Genomic DNA, 15,506 nt, shown 5'->3' with positions numbered 1-15,506 from the left:
TTCTTGAGGCTTTTTGTGTTCAATAAAGTTTTATGTTTTAAGTGCTACGTTCTACGTATAACATAAAACTTATTACGTAATACTTCAAAAACACCCCTACAATTCCCTCAAGGGGATATTTTTGTTAGGTTTTTATTCTGTAAGTCTTAAATCTTACGTCTTATAACTTACAACCCGCGTTAGGGATAGCAGTGGAAATCCTTTTGTAGGAATTGTATGTAATCTATACATGAAAGAAAAGAGCGAGGGAACGCCCAAATAAATTTTTCAATAGAAATATACTTTTATTGATAGGTTCATACTTAAGTATATGTGGAATATGGATTTGATTTCATAAAAAAAATATAAAATCTTGATTATGTTCAAAATTATTAGAAGTTTATCATTTCAAATTTAATAGCTTTACAGCTTAATATTATTCAATTGGATCAGAAAATATTAGATCACATTTTAAATAAGGATTGGGAACAAGCTTTTAAACTTCTTGTAAAAGATTATCATCAGAGAGTTTATTGGCAAATTCGTCGTATGATTTTGATTCATGAAGACGCAGATGATATTGCTCAAAATGTTTTTATCAAAATCTATCAAAATTTGAATTCATTCAAAAATGAATCGAAATTATCGACATGGATTTTTAGGATTACTTATAACGAAACCATTAATTTTATTCATAAAAATGCTAAAGAACAAAATGTTTCATTCGAAGATTATTCGATGAATATTGCGGATGATTTATCTACGGATGAATATTATACAGGTGATGAAATTGAGTTGAAATTACAAAAAGCTATCGCGAGTTTGCCAGAAAAACAGCGTGTAGTATTTATGATGAAATATTATGATGAAATGAAATATGAACAAATTTCTGAAATTTCGGGTACATCTGTTGGTGCACTAAAAGCCTCTTATCATCATGCAGTTACAAAAATTAAAGAATTTTTAGAGGATGAAGATTAAACCTTATTAACTTTTTTTTGTCTTATGTACGATATGAAAGAAAATGAATTAAAAAATAATTTTAAAGTTCCTGATAATTATTTTAAGAATTTGGAAGATGAAATTTATCTTAAAAGCTTAAAACAAAAGGAAAATTATACAACTCCAACTAATTATTTTGATGATTTAGAACAATCAATTTTATCGAAGACTATTGATAAAAAGGAAACGAAAATTATTCATTTTAATTTATGGTGGGCTGCTGCGTGCGTATTTTTAATCGCTTTGGTTTCGATTCCATTTGTGATGAATTTTCAGCAGAAAAACAAAACAGAAGTTGTGGATACAAAAACTGAAAATCACGTTTACGAGAAGATTTATGATTCATATATAGCGAGCGATCAAAACAAAAAATCGTCCAATGTAACATTAGACGATTCTGATTTTGCTTTATATGATTATTAAGAAATTCTAAATAATTTCTGCACTCAAACCTCGGTTCAATAATTCTGTGCATCGAGGTTTTAAATCTTCTAATTCACCTGTCAAGACTTCGCATTTACCTTTATAGTGAATCAAAATAGAACATTGTTCCGCTTGTTCTGGCGTGTGTTCACAAACATCAATCAACGACTCGATTACCCAATCAAAAGTATTCACATCGTCATTGTAAACAATAATTTGATATTTGTGCGATTCCTGTTCCAATACATCAACAGCCGAATCTTTTTCCGTTTCCCACATGGGTTGCGTTGCGTATTTTGTCATATCATTTTATTTTTTGAAATGTAGCGCAATCCACTCATTTCGTTGTTTTTTAGATACAAATTTCAAACCATTTTCTGTACAAAAAGCCAAGATATCATCAAAATCTTGCTCCATTAATCCACTTAAGAATAAATCTCCATTTTCATTCAAAACATTGATATAAGAAGGAATTTGACTGATCAAAATATTCTTGTTGATATTCGCTAAAATAATGTCAAATTGTTTGCTTCCTAAAAGTGAATTATCACCCATTTTAGCATCTAAACTAACACCATTTCGTTTTCCATTTTCGATAGAATTCTCGACTGCCCACTCGTCAATATCGATACATTCTGCATAATTTGCACCACGTTTCATTCCTAAAATTGCAAGAATTGACGTTCCACAACCCATGTCCAAAATATCTTTTCCTATAAATTCAGTTTCCAAGATATATTCTACCATCAAGTGTGTTGTAGAGTGGTGTCCAGTCCCAAAAGACATTTTTGGTTGAATGATAATTTCGTACGGAATATTTTCAACTGTTTCGTGAAATTCTGCACGAATCAAACATTGATCGTTCACTAAAATTGGTGTGAAATTTTCTTCCCAAGTTGCATTCCAATTTTGTTGTTCAATTTCTTGACGTGTATAAGAGAAATCAATGTTCTCGATAGAATCAATCACTTCTTTTACTTGGTCAATATTTTCGTCAGTTTTTGGCATGTAAGCATCAAAACCTTCTTCGTTTTCAACAAAACTTTCAAAAGGTAATTCAGAAATCATTGCAATAATAATTTCATTAAAAGGCTCTACTTCCGCAACTTTAAATTTATATTCGATATAATTTGTCATAAAAAAATGTAGAAAACATCAAATTGTTTTCAGCTGCAAATTTACGATTTTTATAATTAATGATAAAGCAGATTATTTGTCAAATGGAAAGTCTTTTAGACCAACCATCATTTCACGTTTTCCTGGAGGTCCAGGACGTTTTTGTACAATATAGCCCAAATCTTTCAATCCTCTTTTTATGGTTCCTTTCGCTGCATAAGTAGTAAAAATGGCAGATTTTTTAGTTAAAGAATCAACAATTTCTAACAATTCTTTTTCCCATAATTCTGGTTGAACACGAGAACCAAATGCATCAAAATAAACCAAATCAAAATTATTTTCGTTGATATTTTTCAGATTGAAAAAATCTTCTTCTACTTTCTTAATTTCAAAATATGGAGAAATTTTATGCCAATTTTCCCAACTCGAATGAAATAATTGTTGATAATAATCTAAAAATTCTTCTTTTTGATGTTCAAATTCCGGATAAAGTTTGAAAACATTTTCAAAATAATTCACCAATTCAAATTCTTCATCAGAAACCGGAAATTTTTCTATTCCAACATATTGCACCGGAATTTTATGTTTCTCCGCTTCTATCAAAGTAATGAAAGAATTAAGTCCCGTACCTAATCCAATTTCGATAATTTTTATAGGATTTTTTGTTTCTGTAAAATGATGAAATCCATTTTGTATAAATACATGAAAAGCCTCTTGTACAGCGCCATATTTGGAATGATAAGATTCATCCCAATCTTCAATATAGATAGTTTTTGAACCATCTTCCGTTTCTTGAATAATTCTTTTCATCGTCGAAAGTTATGATTTTTATTATGAAAAAGTGCAAATAAAATGTACCTTTGATAAGCACAAACAAAATATATCGTAAAATGATTATAGAAAAAATTGCTGAATCAAAATTTAACGATTCAGTTTTCAACTCTACTGTTTTTGGTAAAGAGTTTACAGACCATATGTTGATCGCGCATTACAAAGATGGTAAATGGGATGAGCCAAAAATTGTTCCTTACGGACCAATTTCAATGACGCCAGCAGCGATGTCTTTCCATTATGGTCAAACAATTTTTGAAGGAATGAAAGCCTACAAAAATGATAACGAAGAAGTATTTATTTTCCGTCCAGAGAAAAACTTCGAACGTTTTAATTTATCTGCGGCACGTCTTAATATGCCTCAAATCCCGAAAGAAATTTTTATTGATGGTTTAGAAGCGATTATTGATATCGATCGTCAATGGGTACCAAAAGATTACGGAACGTCTTTATATATTCGTCCAGTAATGTTTGCGACTGAAGAAGCTGTTTCTGCAAGAGCGTCTAACGAGTTTATTTTTGCTATTTTATTGGCTTACGCTCCTAATTATTATGACAAACCATTATCAGTAAAAATTGCTGATTATTATAGCCGTTCTGCTCAAGGTGGTGTTGGTTTTGCAAAATGTGGTGGTAATTATGCTGGATCATTTTTTCCAACTTCTGAAGCGCAAAAAGATGGTTATGATCAAGTGATTTGGACAGATTCTATCGAGCACAAATTTATCGAAGAAGCTGGTACAATGAACGTAATGGTACGTATTGGAAACAAAATTTTAACTGCTCCAACTTCTGAGCGTATCTTAAATGGAGTTACTCGTGATTCTGTTTTAACTTTAGCAAAAGATAACGGATATGAAGTAGAAGTGCGTCCTGTAGAAGTACAAGAAATGTATGATGCTTATAAATCAGGAGAATTAAAAGAAGTATTTGGATGTGGAACTGCTGTTGTAATTACACAATATGATGCAGTAGGTTTTGGTGAAGAGCGTGCTCAATTACCAACTTTAGCTGAAGAAGATTCTTTTGCATTACAATTGAAAAAGAAATTAAAAGATATTCAATACGGATTATCTGATGATCCTTATGGATGGAGAATTAAAATAGAAGAACAAGCTTAATTTGATTAAGTAAGTTTTTTTTAAAAATATAAGCTGACAATTTGATTGTCAGCTTTTTTTGGCATGATATTTAATAATATGTTATACAAAGTACTATATTTGCAAAATGAATGGACTACAGAAATTTTTAATCATCTGTTCAGGGAGTAGTCTTGAACTCTTGAAAAAAACACCAACAGATATCAACAAACATGTCGGTATTGGAGGTGTCATATTATTTACAGGAATTTTGGCGGCTTTGTCTGCTGGATATGCGCTGAATACTGTTTTTGATAATATATATGCAGCAACAGGTTTTGGTTTGTTGTGGGGATTGATGATTTTTAATCTTGACCGATATATTGTCACATCAATGAAAAAATCAGGTGGATTTTTTCGTCAGTTTTTTATTGCTTTGCCACGTATTTTGGTTGCAGTTTTATTAGGTATTGTGATTTCGAAGCCGTTAGAATTAAAAATTTTCGAGAAAGAAATTAACAAGCAATTAAATATTATTGTCAATCGAAATAAAGCAGAACTACAAAAAGGAATTGATGCGCGTTATGCTGAATTGGGAACGCCTTTTTCGAATGAACGAAAAGAAATTTATGCAGAAATTGATAAATTAAGAAACGAATATAATTCTGCTTCTACGGAATTGGAAAAAGAAGTTGTAGGAACACAAACAGAAACAACAACTGGACGCGAAGGTTATGGACCAAATGCGAAACGAAAAGCAGAATTGAAAAAGCAAAAAGCTGCCGAAATCGAAACTTATATTCAACAATCTGCGCCTCGTTTGACTGAAATTAACAAAGAATTGGATCGATTGAATGTTGCAAAAGAGAAAGAAATTGACGCAGCTAAACCAACCGAAGAAAATTACAATGGATTTGCAGCTCGTATGCAGGCTTTAGACGAATTATCAGTTAATAATCCAATTTTAGGAACTGCAGCTATTTTTATAGCTCTTTCGTTTATATCGTTAGAAACTGCGCCAGTTTTAGTGAAATTAATCGCGCCAAAAGGGCCTTATGATTTTCTTTTAGAAAAACATGAACATTCGTTTAAGATTTTTAGTAAAGAATCAATTCAGATTATGGATATTAAATCTGAAAAGCGTGTGAAACATGAGTTAGAAAAAGCATAAATAATTAAAAAAGTAACTTCCATTTGAAGTTACTTTTTTAATTTTGCATAAGATATGGAAACTTATAAAATAGAAATTTACGGAGAAGACGAAAACCAAATTCAACGAATGGAAGAGGTGATTGCTCCTATAAAAGATATACAGGATTATTTTTGGAAAATTCTTTGGGTTGATGGCGAAAGTGAAACGGACGAATATTCGGTTTTCGAATTGCAAGAAGTGATTGACCAACAAGACGGAATTTTTGTGGAATATGATCAGTTAGAAAGTTTATGTTACAAAATGGAACATGTAACAGAGGCGTTAATTATTGGAGATCGAAAAGAAAATAATTTGCATGTAAACATTGAGGACGAAAATTTATATGATAACGAAGTTGTATTTGAATTTGTAAAAGATTCGCATTGGCAAATTTTGACATCGGACATTAACATTGTTGATACATTTAAAGTTTTCTTTCCAAATAGTAAAATCATTGATTAAAATTGATTAACTTTAAATTAAATCTCTCATTATGAATACAGAAGAGTTAAAAAAGTTGACAATAGAAAAGATAAAAAAACTGGATGATAAAAATAGTATTGAGCAAATAAATAATTTACTTGATTTTGAATCTGAAAGTGGAATTTATACTTTAACTGACGAACAAATTGTTCGAGTTGAAGAAGCTAAAGATGAGTATAAAAATTCATCTATAATTAGTGAAAAAGTAGCCAATCAAGAAATTGAAAAATGGCTAAACGAAAAATAATTTGGACAAAAACAGCGAATCTTGAACGAAAAGAAATCTTAGAATATTGGATTTTAAGAAATAAATCAAAGAGATTTAGTATCAAATTAAATTATCTAATTCTTCAAACATTAGAAGTTTTGCGCGAAAATCCTACAATTGGTCGACGAACAAATATTGATAATGTGAGAGTAAAACTTATCAGAGAATATTTGTTATTGTATGAATTTACTGATGCTAAATTAATTATTTTGAGTATTTGGGATGCTCGCAGAAATATAAAATAAAAGCCTTTTTAGTGGCTTTTATTTTATATTTGATTCAATTTCTGAAAAATTTGTAAGGTTTCTTTTGCTTCTTTTACATCGTGAACACGCAAAATTTTTGCACCTTTTTGTAACGCAACCATATTTAGTACAGAAGTTCCGTTTAAAGCTTCTTGCGGAGTTGTTTCGAACAAATTATAAATCATCGATTTTCGCGAAATTCCGACTAATAAAGGAAAACCTTCAAAACCTAAAGCTTCCATTTTACTGAATAATTCGTAATTATGATCCAATGTTTTTGCAAATCCAAAACCAGGGTCCAAAATAATATCATTTACTTTTGCAGCTTTTAATTGCGCAATTTTTTTGGAAAAATATTCGTTTACTTCCAGCGTAATATCTGCATATTCAGGATTATTTTGCATTGTTTTTGGCGTTCCTTTCATATGCATTAAAATGTATGGAACTCGAAGTTCTTTGATTGCATCAAACATATTTTCGTCTAACTCCCAACCCGAAACATCATTAATAATAGAAGCGCCTGCTTTAATCGCAGCTCGAGCCACATTTCCGCGAAACGTATCAATCGATAGAATTAAATCTGGATATTTCTCCATAATCTTTTCGATAACTGGAATTGTACGCGCAATTTCTTCTACTTCCGAAACTTCTTCAGCGCCTTGTTTTGTCGAATATCCACCAATATCAATCATATCGGCACCTTCGGACAAGTGTTTTTCAACTTTTTCTAAAATCAAATTCATCGATTGATTACTGCCACCATCGTAAAAAGAGTTTGGCGTTGTATTCAAAATTCCCATAATTTTAGGCTCGTTCAAATCAATCAAACGACCATTACAATTAATTGTCATATCTTAGAAGTTCTTTAAGCAATTTCAATTATTTTTGAAATCGAAACGAAATTATGAAAAATACCTCAATTCAATTTAAAGAAATCATCTCTGTTTGTCGAGATTTATATACAAAAAAATTACAAGATTACGGTCCAGCTTGGCGTGTACTGCGTTTGCCGTCTTTAACAGATCAAATTTTTATCAAGGTAAACCGTATTCGTACGTTGCAAGAAGCAGCGGAGCGTTTGGTTGATGAAGACGAAGAAGGAGAATTTGTGGCGATTGTAAATTATTCGATTATGGCATTGATTCAGCTAGAACTTGGTTTCGCAGATCAGCCAGATTTAACAGATGAACAAGCGATCGATTTTTATGATAAATATGCGACAATTGCGCACGATTTGATGATGAAAAAAAATCATGATTACGGTGAAGCTTGGCGAGATATGCGTGTGAGTTCGATCACAGATTTAATTTATCAGAAAGTTTTGCGCACAAAAAGTATCGAAGATAATAAAGGAAAAACGATTGTTTCAGAAGGTTTGGATGCAAATTATTTGGATATGATTAATTATTCGATTTTCGCCATGATTTTAATTAACGAAAAGAAAACTTCATGAGGTATTTGGTACAATTTGCTCGAATTATAGTTGGAGTTATTTTTATAATTTCTGGATTTGTAAAAAATGTAGATCCAATTGGATTAAGTTTCAAATTAGAAGAATATTTTTCGCCAACAGTTCTTAATATTCCATTTTTAGAAGGTTTGAGTTTGCCTTTGGCAACATTTTTCTCCATTTTTGAAATAGTTTTAGGTGTTTTATTATTACTTGGCGTTTGGAAAAGATTTACGACAATTGCATTATTGTTGACGATTATTTTCTTCACATTCTTGACATTTTATTCAGCTTACTTCAATAAAGTAACCGATTGTGGATGTTTTGGTGATGCGCTAAAACTAGAACCTTGGACATCATTTTACAAAGATGTTGTGCTTTTGGTGTTGATCATTATTTTAGTGATAGGTCAAAAATATATTAAACCATTATTCGTTGAAAAAGCGAATTATGCAATCAATTTTATCACGATTTTAGGTTCTGTAATTATTGCCTATATCGGAATTAATCATTTACCAATCATCGATTTTAGACCTTACGCAGTTGGAAAAAATTTGATTGAAGGAATGAAATCTCCGCAAGAATTAGGTTTGAAACCAACAACATATAAAACGATTTACACCATGAAAAATAGTGTAGATGGAAAAGTTGTAGAAATTGACGATGCGCAATATATTGCGGATGATAAGTGGTACAAACACGGAACTCCTTGGGTGATTGAAGCGGATAAAACCCGTACAATTGTGGAGAAAAAAGGGTACGAACCACCAATTCACGATTTTAATTTTGATTGCAATGGTGTTGATAAAACTTCTGAAATTTTGAATGCGCCAAAAGCGATTGTTTTTGTCATTCCTTTTGTTGAAAAAGTAAACGAGAAACAAATTGCGAAATTAAATACTTTAGGAAAAGAAGCGAAAGCAAAAGGTTTTGTTGTGACAGCAGTTTCGAATAATCCAATTAAAGGTTTAGAATTGGAGAATTGTTTTATGGATCAAACAACGATGAAAACAATTATTCGCTCAAATCCAGGAGTGATGATTTTAGAAAAAGGAACGGTAAAAGCGAAATATCATGACAACGATTTTCCTTCAATTAATCAATTAGAAGAATTATTTTAAAAAGTGATTAATTATATTTTAAATAAAATTTTCTACGGATTTCTAACGCTTTTTGGTGTAGTGACTGTAGTTTTTCTATTGTTTTCGGTACTTCCTGGAGATCCTGCTCGTATGATGCTCGATCAAAAAGAAGATCCTGAACAATTAGCTCAAATTAGAAAAAACTTAGGTTTAGATCAACCTTTGTGGAAACAATATGCTTTTTATATTAATGATTTGTCACCGATTTCATTTCATAATATTGACGAAAACAATACAACATATACTTCATTAAGTTTTGATAAATACAATTACACAAAATTGATGGATTTCGGAACAAATGAAATGGTTTTGAAAACACCTTATTTGCGCGAATCTTTTCAGAAACAAGGAAAAAGTGTAAGCACAATTATTGGTGAAACGCTACCAAATACGATGGTTTTGGCTTTTGCAGCGATTATTATTGCGACGATAATTGGCGTTGCGTTGGGAATTGTTTCCGCTTTGATGAAAGATACTTGGATTGACAGAGTTTTGTTAGTGGTGACGAGTTTTGGGATGAGTATTCCGTCTTTCTTTTCGGCGATTATTATTGCGTATATTTTTGCGTTTTTGATGCATGATATTACAGGACTGAATATGATTGGAAGTCTCTACGAAGTGGATGATTTGGGAGAAGGAAAACATTTGATGTTGAAAAATCTTATTCTTCCAGCGATTACATTAGGATCTCGTCCGTTAGCGGTTTTTACACAATTAACGCGTAATTCGTTGTTAGAAGTTTTGAACCAAGATTATATTCGAACAGCTTTTGCTAAAGGACTTTCAAGAAAAACGGTGATTACAAAACATGCATTACGAAATGCGCTGAATCCAGTTGTTACAGCAATATCAGGTTGGTTTGCATCGATGTTGGCAGGTTCTGTTTTTGTGGAATTTGTTTTTGGCTGGAATGGTTTAGGAAAAGAAATTGTAAATGCACTAAATACATTAGATTTACCAATTGTGATGGGGGCTGTCTTAGTGATTGCTGTGATGTTTATTATAATTAATATTTTGGTCGATATTCTTTACGGAATTCTAGATCCTCGCGTTCGCATAAAATAAATCAGTTATAATTTCACGATAAATAATTATCTTGCAGTAAATATTAAAACCAAAATCAAATAAAATACACTTTTTTATGCGTGATAGAATAGTAGCAGGAAACTGGAAAATGAACTTAAATTATGAAGAAGCAATTCATTTAGCAACAAATCTTAATGCTTGGGTGGCAGATAATCATCCAATTGCACAAGTTATAATTGCGCCTTCTTCTATTTATTTACAAACATTGTTAGAGGCTGTAGATGAGCAATATGTTAAGATTTCTTCGCAAGATATTTCTGCTCACGAAAAAGGAGCGTATACAGGAGATATTTCGGCAGAACAATTGGATAGTATTGGATTGGATTTCGCTATTATCGGACATTCTGAGCGTAGAGAATATCAAGGAGAAACAGATATTGTGATTGCTGAAAAATTGAAACAAGCTTTCAAATATCAAATTAATCCAATTCTTTGTGTGGGAGAAAAATTAGAAGAACGTGAAGCTGAGAAACATTTTGAAGTTGTAAAAACTCAATTAATGGATGCTTTAGTTGCTCAAAAACCAGAAGATCTTTCTCGTTTGATTATTGCTTACGAACCAGTTTGGGCAATTGGAACTGGAAAAACAGCTACACCAGAGCAAGCACAAGAAATTCATGCATTTATTCGTAAAGTTTTGAAGGATGAATTTGGCGTAGAAGTCGCGAATGATACAAGTATTTTGTACGGAGGAAGTGTAAATGCACAGAATGCGAACGAAATTTTTGCTCAACCAGATATCGACGGCGGTCTTGTTGGCGGCGCTTCACTAAAATATGATGATTTTGTGCAGATAATTGCTGCATGTAAATAATATAATGACTCAATCGAAAGATTGAGTTTTTTTATTTCCTTTTACAAACTCTCTATTCATCAGTCTTCGAATAGGTTTGTTGTCTGATTTAAGAAAATTATAACATTTCTTAAGATTAATTAAGAGTTTTCGGAACAGTGTCTGCAAAGTTCTAAATGTACTAACTATTTAAAAAGTATCATTTTTAAACAAAACACATTTATTATGAAAAAATTGACGCAAGTATTAGGAGTCGTAGCAATAGGGTTAGTTTCTTTTTCCTTTACTACAAAAAATGAAATAAAAGTTCCTACAACAGAAATTACAAATAAAGCTGTAGAAGATGCTCCAAAAGTTGTTATTTTAGATATTGTAGATAATATCGCAGCAGATTCAGGAGCTAATATTGCAACTGAATTCAAAACAAAGTTAGAATCTTTGAATAAAGAAAATGTACAGGTTCTTTTATGGAAAGATTTAACGAAAGGATTAAAAGATGAAGAGAAAAGATCAATCATAGATAGTTTAAAACCTGAGTTGATCATGACGTTAAGTTTCGATAAAACTGATGATAATACAAATAAAGTTGCAGCAGTTGTTTCTAAACAAAACGTTGCTTTCGAAGATACATTTAAAGTAGCACGAGAATTAGCTGATAATTTAAATTCAACCGCTGTTAAAAATGACGGAGTTTATCAAAACGAATCAAATTATATTCAAGATAATGCAGCGCCATCAATTTTCTTAAGCGTAAAAGTGAAGAATGAACCAACTTCTAACGCAGAAATTGTTGATAAACTTTCTAATTTCATCGAAACTGCGAAAGTTGAAGATGGTACAACACCAGTTGAAACAACATCAGAAGTAGCAGTAGATTCAGCAACAGCTACGGTAGACACAGCTACAACAACAGTAGAATCGGCAGCACAAGATGTAAAAACAGCTGCGAAAGATGTAAAAACAAAAGTAAAAAAATCTAAAAAATAGAATCCGTTTTTTCGAATATTTCATTTTTATTAATGAAGAAAAAGTAACATTTTGTAATGAAATGTTACTTTTTTTTGTTTTTAATTGCAGATAACTTAAGTTTGCTCAAACACTTCCAATTCAATGTCAAAACAAGGTTATATCGCGCGTTATTTCAATATTGTTCGTAAATTATCACAACAAAAATATTGTTCTTATGAAGATTTAGAGCGTTTTTTGGAACGAGAATTTGAAATGCTTCAACTTAATGATGATACATTAGAGTTTAATTTCTCTAAACGTACATTGCAACGCGATATTCGAGAAATCAGAAATATATTGGGAATTGATATAATGTATAGTCGCAGTCAGCGTGGATATTATATTATTCAAGATGATTATAGTTCTGATTTATTTCTGAAAACCTTAGAAGAAATCAATAGTTTTTCTGCTTTGAAATTGACAAATTCGCTCGAATCGATTGTGTATTTGGAAAAAAGAAAACCGAAACGCGCCGAATTTTTACCAGATATTGTACAAGCAATTCAAGGAAAAAAGAAAATTGAATTTCATTATCAAAAATTTGGAGAGGAAAAGGAAACGATTCGTAAAGTTTCGCCAATTGCAATTAGAGAGCACAATAACCGTTGGTATTTGATTGCTGATGATAAAGGAGTTGTCAAAAATTTTGGTTTGGAACGAATGAATAAAGTTTCGATTCTGAAAGAAAAAATTGATGATAATATAGAGTTTAATTACAATGACAAGTACAAATATTCGTTCGGGATTATTGTTCCAAGTTCAGAGAAACCAGAAAAAATAGTGCTTTCTGTGACCAAAAAACAAGCAGCCTATTTAGAGTCTTTACCTTTGCACGAATCTCAGCAAATTTTAGAAACTAATAATGATGAAGTTTTAATTGGTTTAGAATTATTTTTGACTGAAGATTTTATCAGTGAAATTCTTTCTATGAGCCGTTCGGTTACGATTATCGAACCAAAAAAACTGAAAGAAAAAATCAAAACAATTTTAAAAGAGACATTAGAGAAATATTCATAAATAATAGAAAAGATTCTTCGTCAGGCTCAGAATGACATTTTATTATTTGTCATTCTGAATGAAACGTTAGTGAAATGAAGAATCTTACAAAGTTTCCTTCATATTTGAAATAACAGTTTTAGATAAATTCAAATATTCCATTGAATAATTTAGATTTCGAATTTCGAAACTCGCTTTTTTTACATTTCCTCAAATTCTAAATCGAAATTCATTCCCAAAATAGCTTTACCAGTAACTTTTTCTCCATTTTCAGGATTGATTAAGCCAGCCATTTTTCCAGTTTTTTGTTTGGTAACCAAATCCAAAATCTGTTTATCGGTTAATTTTTTTCCCATAAACTCGAACGGAATTTTGAATCCACATTCTTTAAAGTTTGCACAACCATAAGCGGCTTTTCCTTTGACTAATTTATGTGTTTTACATTTTGGACAAGTTGCATCTTCCAGATTAATTTCTTCTTTTGGTTTGCGCTCTTTCTTTGGTTTTTCTTCTATTTGAGCTGAATTCTGATGAGAAGCAATCGGTCTGAAGTAACTATTTTTCACATCAAATGTTAATTTCGAAACCATTTCGATCAATTCTTGTTTGAATTGTTCTAATTCGTATTCGCCTTTTTCAATTAAACGAAGTTTTCGTTCCCAAACACCAGTCAATTCAGGAGATTTTAATAATTCATCTTGAATAGTATCAATCAAATCAATACCAGTTTGTGTCGCCACAATATTACGTTTTTTCTTTTCTATGTATTTTCTACGAAACAAGGTTTCTATAATATTAGCACGCGTAGAAGGTCGACCAATTCCATTTTCTTTCATCAATTCGCGCATTTCTTCATCATCCACTTGTCGTCCAGCAGTTTCCATTCCGCGCAATAAAGTTGCTTCTGTATAATGTTTTGGTGGAGTTGTTTTTCCTTTGTGAATAAATGGTTCGTGAGGACCTTTTTCACCAATTTCAAAAATCGGCATTATTTTTTCCTCATCTTTTTCGTCTTCCTTTTTATCTTTTGCATAGACTTCACGCCAGCCCATTTCGAGAATCTGTTTTCCCGTAGCTTTAAAATTTATTGCAGAAAGTTGTCCATCTTTTCCATTATTTTCAACTTTTCCTTCGACAGTTGTGTTCGCTACTTTACATTCTGGATAAAAAACAGCAATAAAACGTCGCGCAACCAAATCATAAATACGTTTTTCTTCGTTCGATAAACCTTGTGGAAAGATTTCGGTCGGAATAATAGCGTGGTGATCGGTTACTTTTGTGTTATCAAAAACTGCTTTCGACATCGGAATTGGTTGCGTCATCAAAGGAGCAATCAAATTTTGATAAGCGGTTAATTTATTTAAAATTCCAGGAACTTTAGGGTGAATATCTTCCGAAAGATAAGTGGTATCAACACGAGGGTAAGTGACAAATTTTTTCTCGTAAAGACTTTGTATATATTTTAAGGTATTCTCTGCCGAAAATGCATATTTTTTATTGGCTTCTACTTGTAAAGCTGTTAAATCAAATAGGCGAGGATTTTTTTCGCGACCTTCTTTTACTTCGAAATCAATAATTTCAAATTCTCTATCTTTAATGAAATCTAAACCTTGTTTAGCTTTTTCTTCAGATTTTAAACGAGGAATTGTCGCATTAAATTCCACTTCTTTGAAAATCGTTTTCAATTCCCAATATTCATCAACCACAAAGGCATTTATTTCTTTTTGACGTTGAACAATCATTGCCAAAGTAGGTGTTTGCACACGACCAATAGAAAGAACTGTTTTTGGCGGCGCAAATTTTTTGGTAAACAATCGCGTAGCGTTCATTCCTAATAGCCAATCGCCGATTGCACGTGCTTGTCCAGCAGAAAAAAGATTGAAATATTTTTCGCCATCTTTCAAATTATCAAAACCTTCTTTAATCGCTTCTTCTGTCAACGAAGAAATCCACAAACGCTTCATTGGTGCTTTAGCACGTGCTTTTAATAACACCCAACGTTGTATCAATTCTCCTTCTTGTCCAGCATCGCCACAGTTTATAATCTCGTCAACTTGATCGTTTGTGACTAATTTTTCGATGATATGAAATTGTTTCGAAACACCTTTATCTGCAATTAACTTAATTCCGAAACTTTGTGGAATCATTGGCAAATAATTAAGATCCCAGCTTTTCCACTCGGGTGTATAATCTTGCGGTTCTTTTAATGTACACAAGTGTCCGAAAGTCCAAGTGACCTGAAATCCATTTCCTTCATAGTATCCATCGTGCTTTTGATTCGCACCAATTACTTTGGCGATATCTTTAGCAACACTAGGTTTTTCGGCAATACAAACTTTCATAGCATTTATAATTATTGAAGTGCAAAAGTCAAAATAATAATTTAATTCTTAAAAAAAAATATAAATATGTA

Annotated in this window: 18 protein-coding genes; 13 read left to right on the top strand and 5 right to left on the bottom strand. The window is 31.6% G+C overall.

The window, feature by feature from the left end; all coding sequences use genetic code 11:
• Window positions 1–423: 423 nt before the first annotated feature.
• Both N5D90_RS15320 and N5D90_RS15315 read left to right on the top strand, forming a co-directional pair.
• Complete coding sequence (locus N5D90_RS15320) at window positions 424–960, top strand: RNA polymerase sigma factor (RefSeq protein WP_280063142.1); 537 nt, start codon at window positions 424–426, stop codon at window positions 958–960.
• A 24-nt stretch (window positions 961–984) separates the two neighbouring features.
• The gene (locus N5D90_RS15315; RefSeq protein ID WP_280063141.1) at window positions 985–1,404 is read left to right on the top strand and encodes a hypothetical protein; all 420 of its coding nucleotides are present in this window, start codon (window positions 985–987) and stop codon (window positions 1,402–1,404) included.
• 6 nt (window positions 1,405–1,410) lie between these two features.
• Here the strand turns inward: N5D90_RS15315 and N5D90_RS15310 are convergent, their stop codons facing one another.
• The 3 genes from N5D90_RS15310 to mnmD all read right to left on the bottom strand — a co-directional run bounded on the left by N5D90_RS15310 (window position 1,411) and on the right by mnmD (window position 3,330).
• Complete coding sequence (locus N5D90_RS15310) at window positions 1,411–1,707, bottom strand: ATP-dependent Clp protease adaptor ClpS (RefSeq protein ID WP_180905936.1); 297 nt, start codon at window positions 1,705–1,707, stop codon at window positions 1,411–1,413.
• A gap of 6 nt (window positions 1,708–1,713) precedes the next feature.
• Complete coding sequence (prmA, locus tag N5D90_RS15305) at window positions 1,714–2,541, bottom strand: 50S ribosomal protein L11 methyltransferase (RefSeq protein WP_280063139.1); 828 nt, start codon at window positions 2,539–2,541, stop codon at window positions 1,714–1,716.
• Between the two features lie 72 nt (window positions 2,542–2,613).
• Window positions 2,614–3,330, bottom strand: a complete 717-nt coding sequence (gene mnmD, locus N5D90_RS15300) for a tRNA (5-methylaminomethyl-2-thiouridine)(34)-methyltransferase MnmD (RefSeq protein ID WP_280063137.1) — start codon at window positions 3,328–3,330, stop codon at window positions 2,614–2,616.
• 80 nt (window positions 3,331–3,410) lie between these two features.
• Here mnmD and N5D90_RS15295 point away from each other — a divergent pair, with 80 nt between their 5' ends.
• The 5 genes from N5D90_RS15295 to N5D90_RS15275 all read left to right on the top strand — a co-directional run bounded on the left by N5D90_RS15295 (window position 3,411) and on the right by N5D90_RS15275 (window position 6,618).
• Window positions 3,411–4,472 (top strand): branched-chain amino acid aminotransferase, encoded by a 1,062-nt coding sequence (locus N5D90_RS15295; RefSeq protein ID WP_038336882.1) that lies wholly within the window; start codon window positions 3,411–3,413, stop codon window positions 4,470–4,472.
• A gap of 106 nt (window positions 4,473–4,578) precedes the next feature.
• Window positions 4,579–5,601 (top strand): DUF4407 domain-containing protein, encoded by a 1,023-nt coding sequence (locus tag N5D90_RS15290; protein ID WP_280063136.1) that lies wholly within the window; start codon window positions 4,579–4,581, stop codon window positions 5,599–5,601.
• Window positions 5,602–5,655: 54 nt separating this feature from the next.
• Complete coding sequence (locus tag N5D90_RS15285; RefSeq protein ID WP_125350302.1) at window positions 5,656–6,084, top strand: hypothetical protein; 429 nt, start codon at window positions 5,656–5,658, stop codon at window positions 6,082–6,084.
• Window positions 6,085–6,115: 31 nt separating this feature from the next.
• Window positions 6,116–6,352 (top strand): hypothetical protein, encoded by a 237-nt coding sequence (locus N5D90_RS15280; RefSeq protein WP_280050105.1) that lies wholly within the window; start codon window positions 6,116–6,118, stop codon window positions 6,350–6,352.
• Window positions 6,334–6,618 carry a type II toxin-antitoxin system RelE/ParE family toxin gene (locus N5D90_RS15275; RefSeq protein WP_280050106.1) on the top strand — a complete coding sequence of 95 codons (285 nt, stop codon included), beginning with the start codon at window positions 6,334–6,336 and terminating at the stop codon, window positions 6,616–6,618. Before N5D90_RS15280 ends, N5D90_RS15275 begins: the two co-directional genes overlap by 19 nt.
• Window positions 6,619–6,641: 23 nt before the next feature.
• Here N5D90_RS15275 and folP read toward each other — a convergent pair whose 3' ends face one another.
• Entirely contained in the window at window positions 6,642–7,469 is an 828-nt protein-coding gene (gene folP, locus N5D90_RS15270) for a dihydropteroate synthase (protein WP_280063135.1), read from the bottom strand.
• A gap of 53 nt (window positions 7,470–7,522) precedes the next feature.
• Here folP and N5D90_RS15265 point away from each other — a divergent pair, with 53 nt between their 5' ends.
• The 6 genes from N5D90_RS15265 (at window position 7,523) to N5D90_RS15240 (ending at window position 13,114) form a co-directional block, all read left to right on the top strand.
• On the top strand, window positions 7,523–8,071 hold the full coding sequence (locus tag N5D90_RS15265) for a DUF1599 domain-containing protein (RefSeq protein ID WP_280063134.1): 549 nt from the start codon (window positions 7,523–7,525) through the stop codon (window positions 8,069–8,071).
• Window positions 8,068–9,189 (top strand): BT_3928 family protein, encoded by a 1,122-nt coding sequence (locus N5D90_RS15260; protein ID WP_280063132.1) that lies wholly within the window; start codon window positions 8,068–8,070, stop codon window positions 9,187–9,189. The genes N5D90_RS15265 and N5D90_RS15260 overlap by 4 nt, the downstream gene beginning before the upstream one ends.
• A gap of 3 nt (window positions 9,190–9,192) precedes the next feature.
• On the top strand, window positions 9,193–10,275 hold the full coding sequence (locus tag N5D90_RS15255) for an ABC transporter permease (protein WP_280063131.1): 1,083 nt from the start codon (window positions 9,193–9,195) through the stop codon (window positions 10,273–10,275).
• Between the two features lie 76 nt (window positions 10,276–10,351).
• Entirely contained in the window at window positions 10,352–11,110 is a 759-nt protein-coding gene (gene tpiA / locus N5D90_RS15250; RefSeq protein WP_280063129.1) for a triose-phosphate isomerase, read from the top strand.
• A 204-nt stretch (window positions 11,111–11,314) separates the two neighbouring features.
• Window positions 11,315–12,076, top strand: a complete 762-nt coding sequence (locus N5D90_RS15245; protein WP_280063128.1) for a hypothetical protein — start codon at window positions 11,315–11,317, stop codon at window positions 12,074–12,076.
• Between the two features lie 123 nt (window positions 12,077–12,199).
• A complete protein-coding gene (locus N5D90_RS15240) occupies window positions 12,200–13,114 on the top strand; it encodes a WYL domain-containing protein (RefSeq protein ID WP_280063126.1) in 915 nt (304 codons plus the stop codon).
• Between the two features lie 179 nt (window positions 13,115–13,293).
• On the opposite strand, the gene N5D90_RS15235 is transcribed toward N5D90_RS15240, so the two are convergent.
• On the bottom strand, window positions 13,294–15,435 hold the full coding sequence (locus N5D90_RS15235; RefSeq protein WP_280063125.1) for a DNA topoisomerase 3: 2,142 nt from the start codon (window positions 15,433–15,435) through the stop codon (window positions 13,294–13,296).
• Window positions 15,436–15,506 lie beyond the last annotated feature (71 nt).

Source organism: Empedobacter sp. GD03797 (assembly GCF_029842105.1).
Classification (GTDB): domain Bacteria; phylum Bacteroidota; class Bacteroidia; order Flavobacteriales; family Weeksellaceae; genus Empedobacter; species Empedobacter falsenii_C.
This window is presented reverse-complemented; position numbering and strand designations above follow the sequence as displayed.